General features: G+C 47.5%; 16 protein-coding genes and 1 tRNA gene. 7 read left to right on the plus strand and 10 right to left on the minus strand.

What is annotated here, in order from left to right; translation table 11 throughout:
* Positions 1–30: 30 nt before the first annotated feature.
* Complete coding sequence (gene uvrB / locus BM293_RS05040; protein ID WP_093447283.1) at positions 31–2,070, minus strand: excinuclease ABC subunit UvrB; 2,040 nt, start codon at positions 2,068–2,070, stop codon at positions 31–33.
* A 161-nt stretch (positions 2,071–2,231) separates the two neighbouring features.
* Between uvrB and BM293_RS05045 the strand changes: the two genes are divergently transcribed.
* Positions 2,232–3,416 carry a pyridoxal phosphate-dependent aminotransferase gene (locus tag BM293_RS05045; protein WP_093447284.1) on the plus strand — a complete coding sequence of 395 codons (1,185 nt, stop codon included), beginning with the start codon at positions 2,232–2,234 and terminating at the stop codon, positions 3,414–3,416.
* A 10-nt stretch (positions 3,417–3,426) separates the two neighbouring features.
* Here the strand turns inward: BM293_RS05045 and BM293_RS05050 are convergent.
* Positions 3,427–3,501 (minus strand) — tRNA-Arg (locus BM293_RS05050).
* A 97-nt stretch (positions 3,502–3,598) separates the two neighbouring features.
* Positions 3,599–4,366: a glucosaminidase domain-containing protein gene (locus BM293_RS05055; protein ID WP_093447286.1), complete on the minus strand. Its 768-nt coding sequence runs from the start codon at positions 4,364–4,366 to the stop codon at positions 3,599–3,601.
* A gap of 193 nt (positions 4,367–4,559) precedes the next feature.
* Between BM293_RS05055 and BM293_RS05060 the strand changes: the two genes are divergently transcribed.
* From BM293_RS05060 to BM293_RS05070, 3 genes are all read left to right on the plus strand, one after another.
* Positions 4,560–5,495 carry a polysaccharide deacetylase family protein gene (locus BM293_RS05060; RefSeq protein WP_234968904.1) on the plus strand — a complete coding sequence of 312 codons (936 nt, stop codon included), beginning with the start codon at positions 4,560–4,562 and terminating at the stop codon, positions 5,493–5,495.
* Between the two features lie 154 nt (positions 5,496–5,649).
* Positions 5,650–6,438, plus strand: a complete 789-nt coding sequence (locus tag BM293_RS05065) for a hypothetical protein (RefSeq protein WP_093447289.1) — start codon at positions 5,650–5,652, stop codon at positions 6,436–6,438.
* The gene (locus tag BM293_RS05070) at positions 6,439–7,689 is read left to right on the plus strand and encodes a class I SAM-dependent RNA methyltransferase (RefSeq protein WP_093447290.1); all 1,251 of its coding nucleotides are present in this window, start codon (positions 6,439–6,441) and stop codon (positions 7,687–7,689) included.
* On the opposite strand, the gene BM293_RS05075 is transcribed toward BM293_RS05070, so the two are convergent.
* The 3 genes from BM293_RS05075 to BM293_RS05085 are packed head-to-tail and all read right to left on the minus strand — an operon-like array spanning position 7,686 to position 14,540.
* Positions 7,686–10,283 carry a methyl-accepting chemotaxis protein gene (locus tag BM293_RS05075; protein ID WP_093447292.1) on the minus strand — a complete coding sequence of 866 codons (2,598 nt, stop codon included), beginning with the start codon at positions 10,281–10,283 and terminating at the stop codon, positions 7,686–7,688. The two genes, BM293_RS05070 and BM293_RS05075, sit on opposite strands and share 4 nt — an antisense overlap.
* Before the next feature lie 16 nt (positions 10,284–10,299).
* A complete protein-coding gene (locus BM293_RS05080) occupies positions 10,300–13,455 on the minus strand; it encodes an efflux RND transporter permease subunit (protein ID WP_093447293.1) in 3,156 nt (1,051 codons plus the stop codon).
* A gap of 8 nt (positions 13,456–13,463) precedes the next feature.
* Entirely contained in the window at positions 13,464–14,540 is a 1,077-nt protein-coding gene (locus tag BM293_RS05085) for an efflux RND transporter periplasmic adaptor subunit (RefSeq protein WP_093447295.1), read from the minus strand.
* Between the two features lie 180 nt (positions 14,541–14,720).
* Here BM293_RS05085 and hemH point away from each other — a divergent pair, with 180 nt between their 5' ends.
* Entirely contained in the window at positions 14,721–15,839 is a 1,119-nt protein-coding gene (gene hemH / locus BM293_RS05090) for a ferrochelatase (protein ID WP_093447297.1), read from the plus strand.
* Between the two features lie 58 nt (positions 15,840–15,897).
* On the opposite strand, the gene BM293_RS05095 is transcribed toward hemH, so the two are convergent.
* The 3 genes from BM293_RS05095 to BM293_RS05105 all read right to left on the minus strand — a co-directional run bounded on the left by BM293_RS05095 (position 15,898) and on the right by BM293_RS05105 (position 20,634).
* Positions 15,898–17,814 carry a TIGR03545 family protein gene (locus tag BM293_RS05095; protein ID WP_093447299.1) on the minus strand — a complete coding sequence of 639 codons (1,917 nt, stop codon included), beginning with the start codon at positions 17,812–17,814 and terminating at the stop codon, positions 15,898–15,900.
* A complete protein-coding gene (locus BM293_RS05100) occupies positions 17,811–18,314 on the minus strand; it encodes a TIGR03546 family protein (RefSeq protein ID WP_093447301.1) in 504 nt (167 codons plus the stop codon). The genes BM293_RS05095 and BM293_RS05100 overlap by 4 nt, the downstream gene beginning before the upstream one ends.
* Before the next feature lie 76 nt (positions 18,315–18,390).
* The gene (locus BM293_RS05105; protein WP_093447303.1) at positions 18,391–20,634 is read right to left on the minus strand and encodes a primosomal protein N'; all 2,244 of its coding nucleotides are present in this window, start codon (positions 20,632–20,634) and stop codon (positions 18,391–18,393) included.
* A gap of 51 nt (positions 20,635–20,685) precedes the next feature.
* Here BM293_RS05105 and BM293_RS05110 point away from each other — a divergent pair, with 51 nt between their 5' ends.
* Positions 20,686–21,213 (plus strand): TRAP transporter small permease subunit, encoded by a 528-nt coding sequence (locus BM293_RS05110; RefSeq protein ID WP_234968905.1) that lies wholly within the window; start codon positions 20,686–20,688, stop codon positions 21,211–21,213.
* Positions 21,213–22,598, plus strand: a complete 1,386-nt coding sequence (locus tag BM293_RS05115) for a TRAP transporter large permease (protein ID WP_093447305.1) — start codon at positions 21,213–21,215, stop codon at positions 22,596–22,598. The genes BM293_RS05110 and BM293_RS05115 overlap by 1 nt, the downstream gene beginning before the upstream one ends.
* Before the next feature lie 10 nt (positions 22,599–22,608).
* Here BM293_RS05115 and BM293_RS05120 read toward each other — a convergent pair whose 3' ends face one another.
* Entirely contained in the window at positions 22,609–22,848 is a 240-nt protein-coding gene (locus tag BM293_RS05120; protein WP_093447306.1) for a DUF4282 domain-containing protein, read from the minus strand.
* Positions 22,849–22,869 lie beyond the last annotated feature (21 nt).

A 22,869-nucleotide genomic window follows, 5' to 3' on the forward strand; every position in this document is an offset into this window, starting at 1 on the left:
CTCAAATATTTAATACTCAATCTGTCAATTCTACCTTAAATCGCCCACGCCAACCATGCCTGCCTTTAACTGTTTAACTTGATCACGCAATTGCGCCGCCAGCTCAAAATCGAGCGCTTTGGCCGCTTCATACATCTGCTTTTCAGTTTGCTTGATCTTTTTCGCTAGCTCAGCCGGTTTTAGCAGCGCAATAGACGCAACATCAAAGTCACCATTCGCTTCAGCCACCATGGCACTCCGCTGGCTAGTGCGCCCGGCTTTGGAGGCATAGGGCGAGTGCTCTAAAATATCGGTCACTTTTTTATTTAAAGCCGTCGGAGTAATGCCGTGCGTCTCGTTAAAGGCTAATTGTTTTTCACGGCGACGCAGGGATTCATCCATCGCCTTTTGCATTGATTTGGTGATTTTATCGGCATACAAAATCGCCCGCCCTTCGGTATTACGTGCGGCGCGCCCAATTGTTTGAATCAACGAGCGTTCGGAGCGCAAAAAGCCCTCCTTATCGGCATCCAAAATCGCCACTAAGGCCACTTCAGGAATATCTAGCCCCTCTCGTAACAGGTTAATACCAACCAATACATCAAATTCGCCTTGACGTAAATCACGAATAATTTCAATCCGCTCGACGGTATCAATATCAGAATGTAAATAACGCACCCGCACCTGGTGATCTTCTAAATAATCGGTTAAATCTTCGGCCATGCGTTTGGTTAGGGTCGTCACCAGCACCCGCTCAGCCTTGGCCACACACAATCGAATTTCACCGAGCAAATCATCAACCTGAGTGGTGGCGGGGCGCACTTCGAGCACCGGGTCCACCAAGCCTGTTGGGCGCACCACCTGCTCAACAATTTTCGAGCTGTGTTCAAACTCATAAGCCGCGGGAGTCGCTGAAACAAAAATGGTTTGTGGCATTAACTGTTCGAATTCTTCAAACTTCATCGGGCGATTATCCATCGCCGAAGGCAGTCGAAAACCATAGTTAACCAAGTTTTCTTTGCGCGAGCGGTCACCTTTATACATGCCGCCAATTTGCGGAATAGTGACATGGCTTTCATCAATAATCATCAACGCATTTTTAGGCAAATAATCAATTAAAGTCGGTGGTGCTTCGCCCGGACCCCGCCCCGACAAATAACGCGAATAGTTTTCTATCCCCTGACAATAGCCTAGCTCCAACATCATCTCGATATCCATGCGCGTGCGCTCTTCAAGCCGTTGCGCTTCAACCAGTTTATTTAAACTGCGTAACTCCTCCAAGCGAGCCTTCAACTCAATTTTGACCTGATCAATGGTTTCAAGCACGCGCTCACGCGGTGTAACATAGTGAGATTTTGGATAAACACTAATACGTGTCACCTTAGCAACCTGCTCACCGGTAAGCGGATCAAACCAACTCAAGCGCTCTACCTCGTCATCAAACAGTTCAATCCGCACCGCATACTGTTCAGCTTCCGCAGGATAGACATCCACCACATCACCACGCACCCGAAACATACCGCGATACATTTCAATATCATTTCGACTGTATTGCATGGTCGCCAAACGCGCCAAAATATCTCGCTGGCTGATTTTATCGCCCAGCCGAAGTTGCAGCATCATGCTCAAATATTGATCTGGATCCCCCAAACCATAAATCGCTGATACCGTGGCAATCAAAATCACATCTTCACGCTCCATCAGCGCCTTGGTGGCCGACAAACGCAACTGCTCAATCTGCTCATTAACTGCCGCATCTTTGGCAATGTAGGTATCTGACGCCGGCACATAAGCCTCCGGCTGATAATAATCATAGTAAGAAACAAAATATTCGACCGCATTTTTAGGGAAAAACCCTTTCATTTCACCATACAACTGCGCAGCCAGCGTTTTATTGTGCGCCATAATAATGGTTGGACGCTTAACCTGCTGAATCACATTCGCCATGGTAAAGGTCTTACCCGACCCGGTCACCCCAAGCAGCGTTTGATAAGCTTCGCCATCCTGCAGCCCTTCTAGCAGGCCTGCTATCGCAGCGGGTTGGTCACCCGCAGGTTGATAATGTGATACCAATTCAAACGCTTTTGCCATGACGGCTCCTTAACAAGGTAAAGATGATGTGGAAGATCCCACTAAACATTTTTTATAAACTGCTTTAAATAACCTATAAAAACAGTAAAATAAAGGGTTATTTCATATAAATTTAAATTCCGGTGCTGTTTCAGCATCATACTATCAGCTGAGAGAAATTCATGGCCTTGCTTTCTGATCGTGTGCAACGTGTAAAACCTTCATTAACCCTGGTAATTTCAGCCAAAGCCGCTGAACTCAAACGGGCCGGAAAAGCTATTATAAGCCTTGGCGCCGGCGAACCCGACTTTGATACGCCAACGCACATCAAAGCGGCTGGTATTGCAGCCATTGAAGGCGGACAAACACGCTACACCGCCGTTGATGGTATTCCCGAACTTAAACAGGCCATTCAAGCTAAGTTCAAGCGTGACAACGGGCTAGATTACGCCGCTGACGAAATTCTCGTATCAAGCGGTGGCAAGCAGAGCTTTTATAATCTTTGCCAAGCGGTGCTTAATGATGGCGATGAAGTCATCATTCCTGCGCCTTACTGGGTATCCTACCCGGACATGGCTTTATTAGCTGGCGCAAATCAGGTTATTATAGAAACCAATATTGAACAAAATTTTAAAATTAGCGCCCAACAGCTTGCGCAAGCGATTACCCCCAATACGCGTATGGTGGTGATTAACAGCCCCTCAAACCCTACCGGCGCAATTTATACTGCTGATGAATTGCAGGCCATAGCCGATGTATTGTTGGCTCACCCGAACATCTTGATTGCCTCGGATGATATGTATGAGCATATTATTTTAGGTGAATTAGGCTTTACCAATATTTTAGAAGTCTGCCCAGCCCTAGCTGACCGCACGATTGTATTAAATGGCGTGTCTAAAGCCTATTCCATGACCGGTTGGCGTATTGGCTATGCCGGTGGCCCCAAAGCGATTATTAAAGCGATGAAAACCGTCCAATCGCAAAGTACCTCCAACCCCTGCTCAATTTCTCAAGCAGCCGCAGTGGCCGCGCTTAACGGTGACCAGGCCTGCATTCAAACAATGCTAGCCGCATTTAAAGAACGCCATCACTTTGTGGTGCAACGAATTAATCAAATTCCAGGCTTTAAATGCTTACCAGCGGATGGCGCTTTTTATATGTTCATCAACGTCAGCGAAGCGGTAAAAATGAAAGGCTTGGCCAATGATGCCGAATTAGCCAGTGCCATTTTAGATCATGCCGAAGTCGCCGCGGTGCCTGGATCAGGTTTTGGCAGTGAAGGGCATTTGCGGATTTCATTTGCAACCAGTATGGCTCAATTGGAAGAGGCACTCGATCGTATCGATCAGTTTATGCGCCAGGCATAAACTTGGAAGGTGGCGCGCTCAGGAGGAATCGAACCTCCACTTAGGCCTCCGGAGGGCCTCGTGATATCCATTTCACTATGAGCGCGTGTTAAAAACCTCGATATTATAAGGGTTAGTTTCTTACTGTGTAAGAAAATTTATCATAGTGCACGAAATTCATCTATCTAATAAAGACATTCTCATCAAAGCTTCTTATCATAGCCTTGCCACTGATTAAAGCGGATCATTGCCTGCAATTCCTCTATGTAAACCTCTCGTTTTGTCGAATAGGCGAGTAAGCCTTCGGCCAAGGCTTCGCTATTAAGCGGTTGGTTATTGGCACGTTTTTCAGCACGAATGTCCCTTAAATCTTCGTAAGTATGAAAAGCGTTTAAGTTCAACATATAGGCATCTACCGATGCCTGAGGGGAGTCAAACACTCTGACTTCATAAGTTTGACCCTCGGGGCGCTGATTAGGCACTAGACCACAGCCAACAGAAAAACACCATTGACCAAAAAAGTTCATTCCATCAATCGCAAAACGTGACGTTCCCCAAGCGGACTCATTTGCTGCCTGCGCAAGTGCTAGAGCCGGCGGAATAATATCCACTTTTTTAATTAGTGCGGATTGCCATTCAGCAAGAGACTGACCTTCATTGCGAGGTTGTTGATATTTCTCAGCTAACGCCTCCAATTTAGTGCGTTGTTGATTGCTCATCTGTTCAACGTTTAATTGCATTAAAAACTGGCGCTCTTGCTTTATAGCCTGATTAGAGGCTTCTATAGCGGGCAATAGAAAATCCACAAAAGCTTGTTTTTTCTCATTAACATCAACAATAGCTGCAAAATCTGGCAGTTCAACTGCAACGAATGGCTTATCTTTTTTATCCAGCGACTGTCCACGCTCGTAAAAAATCCACCCGGCGAATATAGTTAATGGAATAAGACTGAATTTAATATAAGTTAGCATTTTCTTCCTTTGAATCTGCCTTAACACACGTGCATAATATTTCAATGATTAGAAAAAAAGCAAATTTAGGATGGTTATGAGGATAAGTCTGTTTAAAACTCAATATTATTTCGCTCTAATATTTGCTTCCGCACTTACATTGTTTAGCACCCAAGTTCAATCACATTCTCACAATAGTGCGGCCGTTATTTTAATGTATCATCACTTTGGTGATGATACTCCGCCCAGCACCAGTGTCACCCTTGCCCAATTTGATGCCCACTTAGACTACCTTAAAAATAATGACTTTACCGTTTGGCCACTATCCAAACTCATTCATCATTGGGAAACCAATCAACCGGTACCGGATCGAACCGTCGTATTAACCGCAGACGATGCCTATATTAGCGTTTATACTGAAGCCTACCCACGACTTAAAAAACTGGGTTGGACAATGACCACGTTTGTCAATTCAGAGCCGGTTGATAGTGGATTTGGCAACTATATGTCTTGGCAACAAATGCGAAACATGCAGGCAGCTGGATTTGAGTTTGCCAACCACAGCCACAGCCATAGCAAGATGCGCCCAATAGACGGCGAAACAGAAGCTGACATGCTCACACGCGTGCGTCAAGAGGTAAGTCTTGCGCAACAACGCCTTGATGCCGAACTAGGTGCTGAAAATGTACCCCGTTTATTCGCCTACCCCTATGGTGAATATAGTGAATCCGCGGCAAACTTAATTGCCGAAATGGGCTATACAAGTGTCGCGCAAGTATCAGGTGCGGTTGATGCGAACATGGATCGCCGTGCCCTGAATCGTTTTCCGATGGCGGTTAACTTTGCCAAAATCGAAGATTTTCGACTCAAAGTTAACACACGTCCCCTGCCACTCAACTCCATCACTCCTTGGGATCCAATTATTAGCAAGAATCCACCTACGCTTACTTTAGAATTATCAGAGCCGGTACGCCAACTTAACTGTTTTAACAGTCGTGGACACACCTTACACATGGATTGGCAAAGCCCCACTCAATTGGTTATTCAAGCTGAGCAAGCATTACGCTCCCCACGAGATCGCTATGCATGCACCGCCCCGACTGGGCAAGGACAATGGTATTGGTTTGGTCATTTATGGGTTATTGATTGAATGAATTAACCCACAACACATTTCATTCAAACATGCTGCTAATAAATTGATTGTGGTTTACAACTAGCCTATAATTACAAGGTTATTTGTGTGGTTCTTTAACTGTATTTTAGATTGAATTTTTGTCTGCAATCACGACAGGGTGATAAACATCATGAACAATGAATGGCTATTTCGTGTCAGAGAAACTTGGCATTTTACGAGAGCCTTGGTTGCAAGTCGGCAAGGGCGTCATTTTTTATGGCAACACCTGCTAAGTATTCTTTTTATTGCAGGCCTGCTAACGCTATCTTTTTTTATCGTGATGTTTGGCTTTTACGAAGGCACACCAATGCGTCGGCGTTCTATAGCCATTAGCTTTGCGTTACTGATGACCTTCTTAATCATTTACCCCTTGGCTACTATGCCATTCTTTTCCTTTAAAGACCTGATTAATAAGATTAGCCTGCGCTTAACTGGGCGTTTGGTCTTTACTAATCTAAGTGATCATGTATTTTATAGTCAAGACAGCGATGGCCAAATCACCCTGCATCTTGCCAAGGCACACCATGTTTTGGCTCAAAAACATGCTTATCTTCGCCAACAACTTGAAAAAGGCAAGGCCGATAGCGCACAGGTGTCAAAGCACTTGAGTCTAGCACTCGCCAAGTCGATTCGTGACGCTGTACGTCTATCGAAAGAGTTGGTTAAAACAGGTCGATTAAACCCCCAACAACCTATTAGTGGCGCAACCTATGGCTACTTGTTTGGGACCGCAAAGAGTAAACTGAAATTGCGTCGAGTTGAACCAGGCCTGCTAAAACGTTGGCTAGGACACTGGTTTTATAAGTTCGGTGCACTACACGCCGTGTATATGTACTTTATTATTCATCAACAATTACCCCCTTCATTCGACCCCGTTTATTTTCAAGCGACGGTTGGAGATGTCATCGGAATCCAATAATTGAAGCTACCCCAGCGCCGAAGTGTTAAGCCTGTTCAACGACAGGCAAAAACCCAATTCAAACTCGGCGACTCCATTCCATCTGCCAAGATTACCGACCTATCTGAAACCGGCTTGGGTGTTACCAAAGTAAAGGGTAAAACGATATTTGTTGTCGGAGCCGTTCCTGGTGACTGTGCTACTATCCAAATTACTGAGGATACGCCGCGCTACGCACTTGCCAAGCTGACTCACTTAACAAGTGCATCACCCCACCGAGAAACGCCCTTCTGCGCCCTTTATCATCAGTGTGGTGGCTGCCAGCTGCAGCATTTGAACATTGATGCTCAACGCTATTGGAAACAGCAGCACCTTATTAAAATGCTGACTAAGCTACAGCCCAAACCATCGATAAGCTGGCTTGACACGCCAAACACCCCTGATCGCGCATACCGTCGACGGGCTAAACTGATCCTTGGGCGAGGTTGGCAGAGCCATCAACCCCTACTGGGTTTTCGAAGTCAACAAAGCCATCAAGTCGTTGATATTTCAGAGTGTCCAATCCTCACCTCATCTATCAACCAAGAATTGACAACACAACGACACGGTTTACTTGATCATGCGCCCAAGCGTAATCAAACGTTATGGCTAAGCGCAGGAGACAATGTAACGCTCTGTCAACTAGGTGAAGAAGATCAACCGCAAAGTGACTTTTACACCCTAATGGGCTTACGTCTTTACTTCACTGCTAAAAGCTTTATTCAAGTCAATCAAATCGTTAATGAGCAGCTTGTCGCGCAGGCGCTAACTTGGTTACAGCTTACACCGGCTAGTCGAGTCATAGATTTTTTCTCCGGAATTGGAAACTTTAGTTTGCCGGCCGCACTGCAAGCCGCAGCGGTATTAGGCATAGAAGGAAATTCTCAAGCTGTCGCCTTGGCACACAAAAATGCGAACGCAAATGGTATTACTAATGTTAGATTTGAAGAGAGTAATTTGTTTGTAGCACCTGATAAACAGGCCTGGTGGTCTTGGCCTGCAGATAGGGCTATCTTGGATCCAGGACGCGCTGGAGCTGAAGCGCTCTGTGCCACCTTAGGCAAAACCCAGTTGCAAAGATTGGTTTATGTCTCTTGCCATCCTGGCAGTTTAAATCGAGACTTAGCTTTATTAATTCAACAAGGCTTTGTCATTGAACAAGCACAACAATTCGATATGTTTAGTCATACTAAACATATCGAAAGCCTTATCTGCCTATCTCGTTGCAGTTAAAACTCAGCCCAGTCATCATCAGATTGTGACTTGCTCTCAATACTTGGCTTAGCTTTGTTTACAGGCTTTGGTGCCGTCGTATCTGCGTTTGTTTGCGCTGCTTGCTTGATCGCTTTGGGTGTTTTAGGTTGATGTCCTAACTGGTGCGTTAAACCACCCCCATTTGCTGTTCTGAAAAAACGCATTGTTTCTTCCATCTGAGTAGCTTGGTCACTCATGCTCTCCGCAGCGGCTGTAGTTTCTTCTACCAGTGCTGCATTTTGCTGCGTCACACTATCTATCTCGTTAATCGCTTGATGAACCTGGCCAATGCCCTCTGCCTGCTGACTAGACGCATTTGCGATCTGCTCAATCATGCCACTTACTTGGTTAATGCTATCAGCCATGTTCGCCAAACGTTGCTCCAAGTCTGTAGCTAACTGCGTCCCGTTGCTCACTTTTTCAACGCTCGAGTCAATCAATACTTTAATATTCTTGGCGGACTCTGCCGATTTTTGCGCAAGATTTCGCACCTCACCAGCAACGACTGCAAAGCCACGACCTTGCTCACCGGCTCTTGCCGCTTCTACCGATGCGTTTAAAGCCAACAGGTTGGTTTGAAAAGCAATGGAATCAATTAGATGGACAATATCGGCAATCTGCTGACTAGCCGCGTCAATTTCAGCCATCGCCTGAATCGTTTTTGACATCACCTGCTGGCCTTGTTCTGCTTGCTGCTGAATATCTATAGCTGATTTTGACGCAGTTTCAGTGTTCTCTGTATTATTCTGAATCGCTTCATTCATTTCATGCATGGTGGCACTAGTTTGCTCTAAAGCTGCTGCTTGCTCTTGGACGCGTTGGCTTAAATCCTGCGCACCTTTAGCCACTTCATCAGACGCTGATCGTACAACGCTCGCGCCTTGTATAGACTGGTCTACCATAGCAGACAATTGAGATAATGAACGGTTAATTGCCTGCTTAAGCACATCCAAGTCACCCTGATATTCATGGGTAATTTGCTGGGTTAAATCACCTTCACTTTGTGCCACAACAATCCGCGTAATATCTTTGATCGCCTTGTCGAGTGTCGCAATGGAGTCATTTACGCGATCACGCATAATTGCGAGCTGGCCAAACGCATCTACATCTATATGTACTTGATAATTACCCGCCTGCATCGCCGCCATCGCGCGGTTAATCTCAGCGATTAGCTGATCCGTTTGTGCCATGGCTTGCTGCGCATATTCCATGATACGCGCATACTCACCCTCTCCCGTGACGCTAAACTTATAGTCAAACTCGCCTTTACTCAGTGCCTCCATCGCACCCGCAATTTGGTTCATGACCGATACAATATTTTCAACACTTAGATTAACCCCCTGCTTAAGCTCATCTAAGTCGCCAACATAATCACCCTCTATGCGCTTGGTAAAATCGCCCTTAGAAATAGCCGTGACGACCTGATTGGATTCATTTAAAGCATGGTCAACATTCGTTAACAAACTATTGATCGAGGCCATGGTTTTCCCAACCTCATCTTTCGATTTAACATCTGCCTTAAGGCTGAATTTTCCTTCTCGGGTCACTTTTTGCAGCATATTCTGAACTTGCTGCAAAGGCTTAATCACCATTCTATTCACAGCAAGAATAAGGATGGTCGTTAACAACAGCAATCCAATGAGTACGGTTGTCAAGGTAGCCCATGCCTCCCTTGTGGCGATAGCAATCGGCTCTAACAAATAATCTTCGTCACGAATAAGAATATGACGCCCCATCACTTCACCGCGCTCATCAAAGGCCGGTAAATCCATTATCACCTTACCATCGGCTAGGAATACCTGTTCTTGCTCACCCTCTACAGGCTTAAAATGGCGTTCGAGAATGGCAACCGCATCGTCTGGGAACCAGTTATTGTTAGCAAGAATGTGATGGTCACCAATTTGTTTATTGTTCGCTACGACGCCAAAACCGGGAAAATAGGTTTCGATATAGCGTTGATCAATCAATAACACCCAGTCCGTATCCATTCGATTAAAATCACTGACAGTTGATGCCAGACCTTGTAAAACAGAGACCATACCCAGCATTTCACCATCATCCATCACTGGCGCAACGGCCACCACACCAACGCCCCTTGCCCCTACTGCCAGTGACGCGGTAGACATCTGTTCTGCCATAACCTGTTGAATGATCGGGCTATTGGTTGCATCTTGACCGTAGGTCTCTAAGTCCCAAGACCTTATCAGCATCCTCCCATCAGCTGAAAATAAAATCGTAGCTATATTATTGAAATTAGACTTGCTACGAAAATCATCACGAATACCCGCAAAAAAATCGAGTAGGTTTTCACGCTCTTCCATGTAAAGGGCATCGATAAGATTGGGCTGCATACTGAAAGCGGTCGCGCCTAACACGCCGCTTTGTACCTTTAAATCGATCGCTTTTTCAACATGAATCCGCGATTCAACCAAAAGATTTTCTTGCGTTGCAGACTGCGTTTGAGGAATATTGATAAAGTACATTTGCGCGGACAATACCAATGCCAATATGACACCTAGCGAGGTCGCAAAAATAGACACCTTAGTGTTGAGGGTGAGGTCTTTAAAATTCATTTGAGCATCCTAGTATTTATTTTTTATATCGATCGAGGTCTGTACCTAATTCAGCTACCAGCGCACGACTGTTCACACCAGCAGGTTGGCTAAAACGTCCAAGTAACGCATACACAGCAGGAATGACAATCAGGGTAAGCACCGTAGCTATCGCCACGCCCCAAATTAATACCATCCCCAATACATAGCGTGTTTCGGCACCAGCACCTGAGCTCATGATCAATGGCGTTGCACCTATGCAGGTTGTAATGGCAGTCATCAGTATAGGTCGTAGTCGCATGCAAGATGCATCAATTAACGCCTCTTTAAATGCAATCCCCTGATCACGAAGCTGATTAGCAAACTCCACAATCAATATACCATTTTTGGTGGCTAAACCAATAAGCATGACCAAACCAATTTGCGTATATAGGTTTAACGTTAAGCCATGTAACCATAAACCCAATAGTCCGCCCAGTACAGCTAATGGCACTGTTAACATGATTATAAACGGACTGACAAAACTTTCAAACTGAGCAGATAGCACCAAGAAAACCACCAATAGCCCCAGTAAAAATACAAACAACACCGCATTACCAGAGGTCTGAAAATCACGGGACTGACCTTTATAGTCAATCATCGCATCGGCAGGCAAGAGTTCGCGCGCCAAGCCTTCTAAATGAGCGAGGCCGTCCCCTAAACTAAGGTGAGGCGCTAAATTAGCATCAATCGTGACTGAGCGCATCCGGTTGTAACGATTCAAGGAACCGGAATCGGCAAACTCCTCATAACTGACCAAACTTGATAAAGGGATGAGTTCACCCGTGGTGTTTGAGCGCACATGTATTAGATCCAAACTCGTCGGCGAACGATACAAGCGTCGATCAGCCTGTAAGATAATATCGTACTCTTCACCCTGGTCAACAAAAGTCGTCACCCGTGTTGAACCCAGCAAAGTTTGTAAGGTGCGACCAATTTCTTCAGTGGTTACTCCCATATCAAAGGCTTTTTCGTAATCAATATTGACGCGCAACTGCGGTTTGGTTTCTTTATAGTCCCAATCAACCGCTTCAAAGCCAGGATTGTTGTCGTTAATCGCATCAGTAATAATGCGCCGCCATTCCGCTAGCTCAGCATAGCTGCCACCACCCAGTACAAACTGCACAGGTTTTTGCACCCGCCCGCCAATACCTTGGCGCATCACGGGATTGGCTCGAATACCCGGCAAATCGGCCAAACGATCGCGCACATCCTGCATAATCTCATTAGCAGGCCGGCGTTCTGCCCAATCATTCAGCACAACAATCCCAATCCCGGTATTAAAAATTTCTGTATTACCAAACCCTCGCGGTGAGCGAATCAACAAACGATTGATTTCGCCATTTTCGACCAAAGGCATTAAACGCGCCTCGACCTCATCCAGATAGGTTTTCATATAATCGTGGGTCGCGCCCTCTGGACCCGATACAAAAATAAAGAAGGCACCACGATCTTCTCGGGGTGCATATTCTTCCGGAAGCTGTTGAAACAACCAATAACTGGCATAAAAGGCCGCAAACAAAATCGGCAGAATCATAATGGGCCACTTAACGATGGCTTTTAAGATCGGACGATATGCCCTAATCATCATGCCATCCGGCGCGTGATAATCAGCAGGCCTGCTATTGTCCAATGCCGGATCGGTATTTATAGCTGCTGAGTTAGCTTTTGTTTTGCGTGCTTTTAACAACTTAGAGGCCAAGGCCGGTGACAAGGTCAGTGCGACAAAACTTGAAAAGATTACCGCCACGGTGAGTGTAATGGCAAATTCGGAAAACAATCGGCCCAAGGTGCCTTGTAAAAAACTAATCGGAAAAAATACCGCCACCAACACCAGCGTGGTTGCAATAACTGCAAAACCGACTTGCCGTGTGCCCAAAAAGGCGGCCGCAAGCGGTGAGAAGCCTTTTTCAATATGCCGTTGTACGTTCTCAAGCACCACAATCGCATCATCAACCACCAAGCCAATCGCCAATACCAAGGCTAACAAGGTTAACAGGTTGATCGAAAATCCAAGCATCCACAACACCCAAAAGGTGGCAATAATCGAGACGGGGACTGTGACCAAAGGAATTAAGGCCACGCGGACACTACGCAGGAACAACAAAATAACCAGCATCACTAAGACAATCGCAATAGCGAGGGTTTTATAGACTTCGTTTATCGCGCTTTTGATAAATACCGAACTATCATAGCTGGCTTTTATCGCCATGCCTTCAGGCAAAATCGCGTTTAAACGCGCCACCTCGTCCGCAGCACCTTCGGCAACGGTAATCGTATTGGCGGTGGATTGTTTAATAATCCCAAGGCCAATCATCGGCAGACCATTGCCTCGAAAAAAACTGCGGTTTTCAATCGAGCCCAACTCGATGCGAGCAATATCGGCTAGGCGTACCTGGGTTTGCGCCGAACCGCGCTTAACCACCAAACGCTCAAAATCGGCAACGCTGGTTAATTGACGATCTACCCTGACACTAAATGAGGCATCCTGCATGGTAACGGTACCCGCCGGTAATTCAATATTGGCACTGCGCAGCGTGCGTTCTACATCACTGACAGTGATATTGCGCATCGCCATTTCATTGGCATCTAACCACAGGCGCATTGCATATTCCTGGCCACCGCCTATACGAACACGGGCCACACCGTCTAAGACTGAGAAACGATCGACTAAATAACGCCGGGCATAATCCGTCAGCTCAGGTACGGTCATATTGTCAGAAGTTAAGTTAAACCAGACAATCACATCATCGTCACCATCGACTTTTTGCACTTCGGGTTGATCTGCGCCGTCTGGTAAGTTACGCGCAACTCGAGCGACACGATCGCGCACATCATTAGCAGCTGAATCAATATCGCGGTTGATATTAAATTCAATCCGAATCCGCGATCGCCCATCACTTGAGGTCGATTCAATAAATGAAATACCCTCAATACCGGCAATCTGATCTTCGATTAGCTTGGTAATGCGAGATTCAATGACCGCGGCCGACGCCCCCGGGTAACCGGTGGTTATCGAGACAATCGGCGGATCAATGTTGGGATATTCACGTAAGGGCAAGCGATCAAAGGCCAACATACCGAATGCGACCAACAATAACGAAAAAACGGCCGCCAAAACGGGGCGTTTAACAGCCGTGTCAGACAGTAACATAACGCCTCCTATTGCGCGAATTCAGAGATTTGATGCAATTGGTCGGCTACTTTCACCTGCTGACCGGGTCTAACACGCAAAGCGCCTTGGCTGACCACCTTCTCACCTTTTTCAGCCCCCGTTACTAGCTCAACCCAGCCAGGTTGACGCAGCCCAAGTACGACTTCTCGGCGCTCAATTTTAAACAAGTCCGAATCCGCTTGCGGTTTAAGCACATAAACAAAATTTTGATCGGCCATAGGTACGATAGCAGTTTCAGGCACGCGCAACACGTTGCGCGGTGCCTTATCCAAACGCACCGTCATCGCCATACCTGGCAACAAACTGTAATCGAGATTTGCGACCTTAGCCCTGACTTGAAAGGTGCGGGTAGCTGGGTCAAGACTGGAGAATATAGTGACCACCTCTCCTTGAATGTCACGCTGATTAAACTGGCTACTTTCCAACACCACCGTTTGCCCAACCGCCACATCGCTCAGAAAACGCGCGGGTAGATGGAAATCAACCATCACCTCATCCAATTCAATCAAATCGGTTATCACCAGGCTTGGTGATGCCATCGCGCCCTCGTTGACTTGACGCACGCCTAATCGACCAGCAAACGGCGCGCGCAATTCAAGACGCGCCAGGCGTACATTGAGTAATTCTTGTTGCGCCCGTAAGGTTTGGCGCATTAAATCCGCTTCATCTACCGCCGCTTGCGACACATCACCTCGCGCTAACAGCGTGCGTAACCGGGCAAATTGGCGGTCGGCATCGGCAAGGCGCACGGCCAACTCAGCCAATTGCGCGCGTACTTCAGCTTGATCCAGTGTTAAAAGTAACTGCCCCTCTTCAACCCAGTCACCATCGCCAAAATGCACTGCAACCACCCGTTCTGTTACGCTAGGTTGTAGTTCAACATGACGCTTAGCTAATACTTCACCCAAGCCCATAATCGATTCAGTGACGGTTGCCTGTTCAACATGACTTTGAATAACTAATTGGTTAGCTAAGAGTTGATGACTGAAGGTGGCGCTCGCAATCATAGTCGCAGCTAATAAAAACACTGATCTGCGCCGCCACTGACCTGACAAATTAATCATTTTGAAGTATCCTTGAGTTAGCTTTTTGATAGCTTTTATTTTGATTTTAGTTTAATTATATTAGTTATTTTAAAAAAGAATCTAATGTGTAGGGATGATTACACAAAAAAACCCATCCACAAACTCTATACAATTCTTATACAATAAGAGTCATTTGCCACGTCTTAAAAGGAAAACTGGATGAAATACCATAACAATACCACTTATCGGCACGGCGATGAAGCAGCAACCGGTGTACTCATTACCAACTTGGGCACACCCGACGCGCCCACTAAACAAGCACTTCGCCCCTATTTAAAGCAGTTTTTATGGGATCCGCGCGTGGTTGAACCACCACCCGCACGCTGGTTATGGTGGTTAATTCTCAATGGCATTATCCTCAACACCCGCCCTGCAAAATCGGCAGAAGCCTATGAAGAAGTCTGGGATTCAGAAGGGCCAGGTTCGCCACTGCTTAATATTACCGTGAAGCAAAAAGAAGCCATTGAAAAAAAGCTGGCGCCCCATTTTAAAGGCAAGGTGGTATTTGATATTGCCATGCGCTATGGCAATCCATCAATTGAATCGGCGTTGAAAAAGTTTGAGCAACTTGGCGTGCAGCGCTTAGTGGTCATGCCACTCTATCCGCAGTATGCAGGAGCGACCACCGCGTCGACCTTTGATGATGTGACGGATGTATTGCGCAAATGGCGCTGGATTCCAGAACTGCGCTTTATCAATCACTATCACCGTCACCCAGGTTATATTAAAGCCTTAGCCAACTCAGTACGTGAGCATCAAGCGGAACATGGCGTGCCGGATTTATTGGTCATGTCTTATCACGGCGTACCAAAACGCTACCTAACCAATGGCGACCCTTATCATTGCGAATGCCAAGTGACCTCGCGCTTACTCGCGCAGGAACTGGGTTTAGAGCCGCATCAATACAAGGTAACTTTCCAGTCGCTGTTTGGCAAAGAGGAATGGTTAAAACCTTACACGGATGAAACCATGATGTCTTTACCCGGCCTGGGATACAAACATGTTCAAGTCATCTGCCCTGGCTTTTCAGCGGACTGTCTCGAAACCATTGAAGAAATTGATGGTGAAAACCGCGAGTATTTTGAAGAAGCCGGTGGTGAGAAGTTTAGTTATATCAAAGCGCTAAACTATCGTGAAGACCATACTGATGCGCTAACCGATGTCTTGTTGCAACATACCCAGGGTTGGTATGAACGCGATGGCTTTGACAGCGAGGCTGATGCCGCTGAAAGAGCCATAGTAAAAAAACGTGCCCGCGCAATGGGTTGTCCAATGTAATAGGTGCTTTAGCTGTTACCTCAAAGGCGCTTGGTTGCGCCTTTTTGTTTTGTGCTATTTAGCGTCCAAATGGATTAGGCAAGCGTTGACGTAACTCTTGTTCGGCACGCCCTCGTACCTCATCTTCCGCTCGCTGCTGCAACTGACGCTCTAAAGCGCGACGCTGCTGATCTCCTTGCTGATCCAAACCCGCATACCCCTGTACTAAAGACATCAACTCGGCTTGATCTAGGTTCAAACTCGCCAATTGCGCATCCAAAGGCGCCATCGCCTCCGCTAAACGTGACTCAATTTCTTGAGTCAATTGCTGTTGTAATTGCGCCATTTCCTGCTGCATGACCTGACGTAAACCACTGGCAAAACGACGATCTAAATCCGATGACGCCGACAATCTGGGTGCCCAAGGCGCACCCACTAGACCTGCTTCAACTTTAAAGCTATCCACGCCAGTAAAAATAGGCTGTAATAAACGCAACACGGTAGCAGAATCCGATTGACTGACATCCAGTTTGGCTTGCTGATACTGCATTAGCAACGTTGCATCAACACGATCTAAGTTGGTTAACTGCAACTGCCCTATCCAATCGGCTTGAGCAGATTGCATCACCACCGGCAAACTGGCCGAGTCCACTAATTGCCAATCTTCTATAGCATAATCCGGCCAGTTAAACTGCACATCACTGACCCAATCTTCGCCACGCCCATCGACTTGACCCAGTAAATGCCAAGGATTAATCTGCGCCGCCTGAGCAAGGCTAAACTCAAACTCAATGGGCTGTTGGCTAGTCGCATGATCAAAATTTAAAAAATTAACTTCACCACGCATCGGGCCACTTGCCAATTCCGCGCTAATTTCTAAGGTTTTAAGCATAAAGTCTGGCTGAGGATCATATTCCGTAAAAACAATATACTCGCCTTCCCAGCGAGCAGGTGCTTGTGCTGCCGCCCTTGCCGCTTCAGCTTGCGCTTCAGCACGATAATTCTGCCACCACTCGATAACCGGCTGCGCGCGATGATACCAACCTAAACCCTGGTCCAAATAACCTTGAATGGTATCGCCAAATAACAAATAGGTGATATTAGACAAACCCTGTTCATCTAACGTATAGGTGGCCATTAAACGGCGAGCATCTGCAGCCGGCAGACCCGGTAACGACGAGATCGACGCACGAATACCCGGCATTTGTTCATCAAATACACTACGTGCGCGTGCAAGCGTTTGCTGATCCTGTTGCCATTGGGCTTGAAGTTCAGCTAAAGCTTGTTGGCGTTGTGGAATTTGACTCACATCGCTCAAATCACCCTCTAATAACGCAGCTAAGCGGGTTTGATACTCAGTTAAACGCGCAGGCGTTGGCAGATCCGGCTGCAAACTTTGCCACTCCGCTTTAATTTGTTCCAACTGTGTAGCCAGCGCCTGGGTTTGTTCGAGGGTTTGCAAGGATTCACGACTTAAAATAGTGTCCGGCTCAGGCAGTGCCAAGTTAGGCAAGGGGACACGCTCCACTAAACGCGCTACTCGGCTGGACTCCGTTTGTTCAACAGATCTAATCGGCAAAGCGCCATCACGTGAACGTGGTTGATCAAATGCAATGCCCGTAATGCGCGCTTGATCAATTACCGTGCGCCCCACCACCAGATGATACAAATTCAAATCAAATGCGATGCGATCAATCACCAATGCATTTTGCATGGTATCGTTGGTATCGGTGATCGCTAAACCACGCAACTCCATGCCCACTGGCGCTAGTCCAAAACGCAAACTGGCAATCTCTACCTTGGCACCCCATGCCGCAGAAGCCGCGCGCTCTAGCTGCGCTTTTAAGGCCCACTGTGAAACGACATACGTTAAGCCACCCCCAACAAGCAGCAGGCCTGCTAGCAGCATCACACCTGACCAACGCACCCAGCCTTTTGGCGCGGCCATTTTTTTGGGGGGCGTACTATTTTTGTCAGTTTTAATCGGCTCGCTCATTTGAACCACCCCGCTAGACTACTGGCTTTATCGCTCATCATTATAATTCGCACAATTTTAAACCGTTGTGCCCAAGCTAAAAACCGCTGACGGTAGGCACGAACCAAGACTAAAAATAATCCAAAAAAAGGCACAGCAAGCGTATAGGCCACGGCAATACTGCCTAACACAATCGTATTGTTAAATGACATAAAGCGCCAAAACGCATTGTTATACATCTCCGTCCAGATGGGCACCAGGCCTGGTAATTGCAACAACCAAGCACCCAAACTATTAAAGAGTGGATCAAACAGATAAGCGATACCGGTAAAGACAGCCCAAGCTACTAACACCGCAGACACATTCACTCGCAATACTAAAATCAGCAACAGCGTTAGAATTGTGTGGGGAAACCAAAAAGGCGTGAGTCCCAACAGCATACCTAGGGTTAGTCCCAGCGCGATTTGCGAGGGGTGTTGATTGGCATTAATCGCCTTCATAAATTGGATAAAGGGGTTCACGTGTGAGTCCTTTGGTTAAAGTAAATACATTATGTAATTATTTTAATACTTTACCACAAACCCTGCTCAGACCATTTCAGCCCATTTCTTGCGGATCAACATCCAGACTCCAGCGCACTCGATTAGCGAGTGGGTGGGTATAAACATCGGCTGCCACCGCTTGCCACCAGGCCTGCAAGCTTGGGCGGCTCGGTGCCTGTAGGAGCAGTTGATAACGCCAGCGATTTTGGCGCTTAGCCATTGGAGCCGACACCGGCCCCCAAATCTCGCAGGGTTCGGCGACCGGCACCGCCAATAACAGCGCTTTAATGGTCTCTAAAAACGCGACGGCCTGGGCTGAGTCCAGCGCCTCAACTCGCACCAGAAGTTGAAAACTAAACGGCGGCAGATTGGCAGTTTGACGGTCACGCAGGGTTTGCGCGGCAAAACCAGCATAGCCTTCGCGTATCAGTTGTTGATAAGTAGGATGTTCGGGCTGATGCGTTTGAATCAATACGCGTCCTGCTTGCGTTCCACGACCCGCCCGACCGGCGACCTGCACTAATAATTGCGCCATCCGTTCAGCACCACGAAAATCAACACTAAACAAGCCTTGATCTAAATCCAGCATTACCACCAGCGTCAATTTAGGAAAGTGATGACCTTTAGCCAACATCTGAGTACCAATTAGAATATCGGCTTCACCATCGCGCGCTTGGGTCACCTTTTCGGCCAAACTGCCTTTTAAACGGGTGGTATCGCGATCGATACGCAAAATGCTGTGCTCTGGAAACTGAGTCGTTAAAAACTGTTCTAGGCGTTCGGTACCCTGCCCCATGGCTACAAAGTGCGCACTACCACAGGCGGGACACACCTTGGGCTTAGGCTGCTGAAAGCCACAATGATGACATTTCAAGCTATCGCTGGCATGATGGTAGGTCAGATTGGCATCACAATGCGAACAGGCGCCCTGCCAGCCACAAGAATGACAGAGCAACACCGGCGCAAAACCACGCCGATTTAAAAACACCAACACCTGCCCTCCCGCGGCTAAGGCATCACGCATCTGCCCCAACGCCTTATTCGACAAGCCTTCTTGTAAACGATCGCCCCGGACATCCAGCAAGCTCAATTGTGGCGGTTGTGCCTCCCCCGCCCGCTGACTCAGGCGCAGATAGTGATAGCGGCCTGTTTGGGCATTATGCAGACTCTCCATACTCGGTGTTGCCGACCCTAACACCACCGGGATGTTAAGTAAATGCGCCCGGCGAATCAGCAGGTCACGCGCGGAATAACGAAACCCATCTTGCTGTTTAAACGACAAATCATGCTCTTCATCCAAAATGCATAACCCCAAATCAGCAAAGGGCGAGAAGAGCGCCGAACGCGTACCGAGTAACACACTTGCCTCCCCACGGCGCATCACCTGCCACGCACAGTGGCGTTCTTGATCATTTAAACCCGAGTGCAACGCTACTACCGGCTGCTGTAGATAGGCCTCAAAACGCGCGGCGGTTTGTGGGGTCAACCCAATTTCAGGCACCAACACCAGCACTTGCTTTCCCTGGGCTAACACCTGCTCAATTAAGGCTAAATAGACTTCGGTTTTACCGCTACCGGTCACGCCATCCAGCAAAAAACAACCAAAACCCTGGCTCGCTTGCACGCTCGTAACCGCGGCTTGCTGCTCGTCATTAAGCACATGGCGCACTGGATTTGGAAGGGACTTTTGCGCTAAACAGGGCCCTTCTGTAACGGCTAACCAGCCCTGCTCCACCCAGCGCTTTACAAGCGGCTGCCAGCCGCTGAACGACGCATTAAGTTGACTGGACGACCAGGCCTGGTCATTGGATAGCGCTTGCCAAAGTGCCCGTTGCTTGTGCGCGCGCGCGCTGAGTTGATCCACATTGATGGTTTGACCCAAAGCCGAACGCTGCCAAGTCATCACCCCTGGCAGTGCCAAAGGCTCGCCATCGCGCAAGCGCTTGGGCAAGGCAGCCATTACCACCTCGCCAATCGGTTCGTGGTAATAATTCGCGGCCCAGCGCAAAAATTTAAGGTCTTGAGAATTCAAAACCGGTTCTTGGTCCAACTTGGCTAACAAGGGTTTAAGTTTACTGAGTTCAACTCCATCATCCTGATCCACGCCTACCACCACCGCAACGCGCGTTTGATTGCGAAACGGCACCCGCACCCGCCAACCCAGCCAGTCAGCTTGCCAAGCCGATTGCACAGTTGGATCGGTGGCAACCGACAGGTAATCGTCAGGCACAAGATAGCTGAGGGGTTGCCAAAACGGCCCAGGTAACGCCACTTGAACGCGTAGAAATTTAGTTTGCATCGTTTTTCATCTGGATGATTTTTCGGCTAAAATGTTGATTTTACCTTGTTGATGACCTGCATGCATTTGTTACGGCTTTTTATCTTCTGGCAAAACCGTTTCCAACAATCCGTTGGTCATGCGGTGGCATGGCTAAGCTTGGCGCTAGTACTGACTACCGCAGCAGCGGTGCTACTGCGCTATGGCGTCAATTTTAGTGCCAGCAAACTCGATGAGAGCCTAATCTATATGCATGCGACCTTGTTTATGCTGGGAATTTCCTATACCTATCAACAAAATCAGCATGTGCGGGTAGATGTGTTTTATCAACGTTGTTCGCTGCGCACCCAAACCTGGATTAACCTACTCGGTGCCATCTTATTTGTACTGCCGGTGATGGTGTTTATTATTTGGGCGGGGCTAAGTTATGTAGGCGCGAGCTGGACGATTCAGGAAAAATCGCTCGATGCCAGCGGGCTGCCGTATGTATATCTGCTTAAAACCTTAATTCTAATTATGCCAGGCCTGGTGATCCTGCAAACACTCGGCCTTATTGCACAGTATCTGCTCACCCTGCTTCATGTTGAGGAACCCGCATAATGGAATGGCTGGCACTCGTTTTATTTGCGTTGGTTTTAATCTCGTTGATGATTGGCTTTCCGGTGGCCTTTACCCTAGCCGGGGTATCCTTGTTATTTGCTTTCGGCGCGCTATTCGCCGGGGTATTTGATATCGCCTTTATTCAAGCGATACCCAGCCGCATCTACTCGATCATGACCAACTCCACGCTGCTGGCGGTGCCGTTATTTATTTTTATGGGTCTGATGTTAGAAAAATCGAAAATCGCTGATCAACTGCTGCTGACCCTAGCCGAAGTCTTTAAAGGCGTGCGCGGTGGCCTCGGCATCGCGGTCATTTTAGTCGGCGCCCTGTTAGCCGCCAGTACCGGCCTCGTCGGTGCCACCGTAGTTATGCTTGGCCTGCTGGCCCTACCCACCATGTTACAACAAGGTTATTGCCCTAAATTAGCCAGCGGCACCATTTGCGCCAGTGGCACCCTTGGGCAAATTATTCCGCCGTCGATCATTCTGATTTTACTGGCCGACGTCATCTCCAATGCTTATCAACAAGCGCAATTACAGCAAGGGATTTTTGCGCCTGAAACGGTGTCGGTTGGCGATTTATTTGCCGGTGCATTACTACCAGGCCTGCTGCTGGTAGGGTTGTATCTTGCCTATATGTTAGGCGTGGCGTGGTTGCAACCGCATCGCGTGCCCAAATTTGTCGCGCCCACGCAACATGGCGTGATTCAAACCCAACCAGGCCTGCTAGTACGAGTCGTGCAAAGCCTGCTGCCGCCCATTGGGTTAATTTTATTGGTACTGGGTTCGATTATATTGGGGATGGCCACCCCGACCGAGGCGGGCGCCTTAGGTGCGCTAGGAGCCTTGCTGCTTGCTATGTTCAAGCGACAACTGTCGATGAATACGCTGAACTATGTCATGCGCAATACCCTTAAACTCACCAGCATGATCTTTTTAATTTTTATTGGTGCGGCCTTTTTTTCCCTGGTGTTTCGGGGCTTGGGCGGTGATGAGCTGGCGCATCAATTATTGGGTAATCTGCCTGGCGGCTTGTTTACCCTGATGCTTCTGACGATGCTATTTTTATTTATTTTGGGATTCTTTTTAGACTTTATCGAAATCACCTATGTAGTGGTGCCGATTATTGCGCCAGTCTTATTGATGTTGGGCGCTGACCCGATTTGGCTCGCGATTATGATTGCGATCAACCTGCAAACCGCTTTTTTAACGCCCCCGTTTGGCTTTGCCTTATTTTATTTGCGCGGCGTGGCCAGCGAGGCTTTAAAAACGCTAGACATCTATAAAGGGGTTTGGCCCTTTATCGTGTTGCAACTGGGCCTGCTTGCTCTGCTGGCGGCTTGGCCCAGCCTCGCGACTTGGCTACCCGCGTTTATCGGCTAGGGTTTATCAACTAAGGTTTTTCAGCCATTTTCTTTAAATGGTCGTTAATTTTGAATAACACAATCAATAGCTCACACCAGATGCGCACACCCACCGCACCAAACAGAATGAGCATTAAACCGCCAAAAAAACTTCCCGCTATCATCATACCTAAACCAGATATAACCACACCAGCCAACAATAACCAATACAACCCGGTAATAATCTTGGGAACTAACATGGCATCAAAAAAGAAAATCGACCTAAACATAACCACCTCAAAATATTTGTA

This window comes from Thiomicrospira sp. ALE5 (assembly GCF_900112445.1).
Classification (GTDB): Bacteria; Pseudomonadota; Gammaproteobacteria; order Thiomicrospirales; family Thiomicrospiraceae; genus Thiomicrospira.

What these genes read in the sequence shown, in the direction of transcription:
- hemH (WP_093447297.1), top strand. Translation starts at nt 14,721, where the DNA reads ATGAAATACCATAACAATACCACTTATCGGCACGGCGATGAAGCAGCA.
- BM293_RS05055 (WP_093447286.1), bottom strand. Translation starts at nt 4,366, where the DNA reads ATGCTAACTTATATTAAATTCAGTCTTATTCCATTAACTATATTCGCC.
- BM293_RS05060 (WP_234968904.1), top strand. Translation starts at nt 4,560, where the DNA reads ATGTATCATCACTTTGGTGATGATACTCCGCCCAGCACCAGTGTCACC.
- BM293_RS05120 (WP_093447306.1), bottom strand. Translation starts at nt 22,848, where the DNA reads ATGTTTAGGTCGATTTTCTTTTTTGATGCCATGTTAGTTCCCAAGATT.
- BM293_RS05065 (WP_093447289.1), top strand. Translation starts at nt 5,650, where the DNA reads ATGAACAATGAATGGCTATTTCGTGTCAGAGAAACTTGGCATTTTACG.
- BM293_RS05075 (WP_093447292.1), bottom strand. Translation starts at nt 10,283, where the DNA reads ATGAATTTTAAAGACCTCACCCTCAACACTAAGGTGTCTATTTTTGCG.
- BM293_RS05080 (WP_093447293.1), bottom strand. Translation starts at nt 13,455, where the DNA reads ATGTTACTGTCTGACACGGCTGTTAAACGCCCCGTTTTGGCGGCCGTT.
- BM293_RS05110 (WP_234968905.1), top strand. Translation starts at nt 20,686, where the DNA reads ATGACCTGCATGCATTTGTTACGGCTTTTTATCTTCTGGCAAAACCGT.
- BM293_RS05105 (WP_093447303.1), bottom strand. Translation starts at nt 20,634, where the DNA reads ATGCAAACTAAATTTCTACGCGTTCAAGTGGCGTTACCTGGGCCGTTT.
- uvrB (WP_093447283.1), bottom strand. Translation starts at nt 2,070, where the DNA reads ATGGCAAAAGCGTTTGAATTGGTATCACATTATCAACCTGCGGGTGAC.
- BM293_RS05115 (WP_093447305.1), top strand. Translation starts at nt 21,213, where the DNA reads ATGGAATGGCTGGCACTCGTTTTATTTGCGTTGGTTTTAATCTCGTTG.
- BM293_RS05045 (WP_093447284.1), top strand. Translation starts at nt 2,232, where the DNA reads ATGGCCTTGCTTTCTGATCGTGTGCAACGTGTAAAACCTTCATTAACC.
- BM293_RS05085 (WP_093447295.1), bottom strand. Translation starts at nt 14,540, where the DNA reads ATGATTAATTTGTCAGGTCAGTGGCGGCGCAGATCAGTGTTTTTATTA.
- BM293_RS05095 (WP_093447299.1), bottom strand. Translation starts at nt 17,814, where the DNA reads ATGAGCGAGCCGATTAAAACTGACAAAAATAGTACGCCCCCCAAAAAA.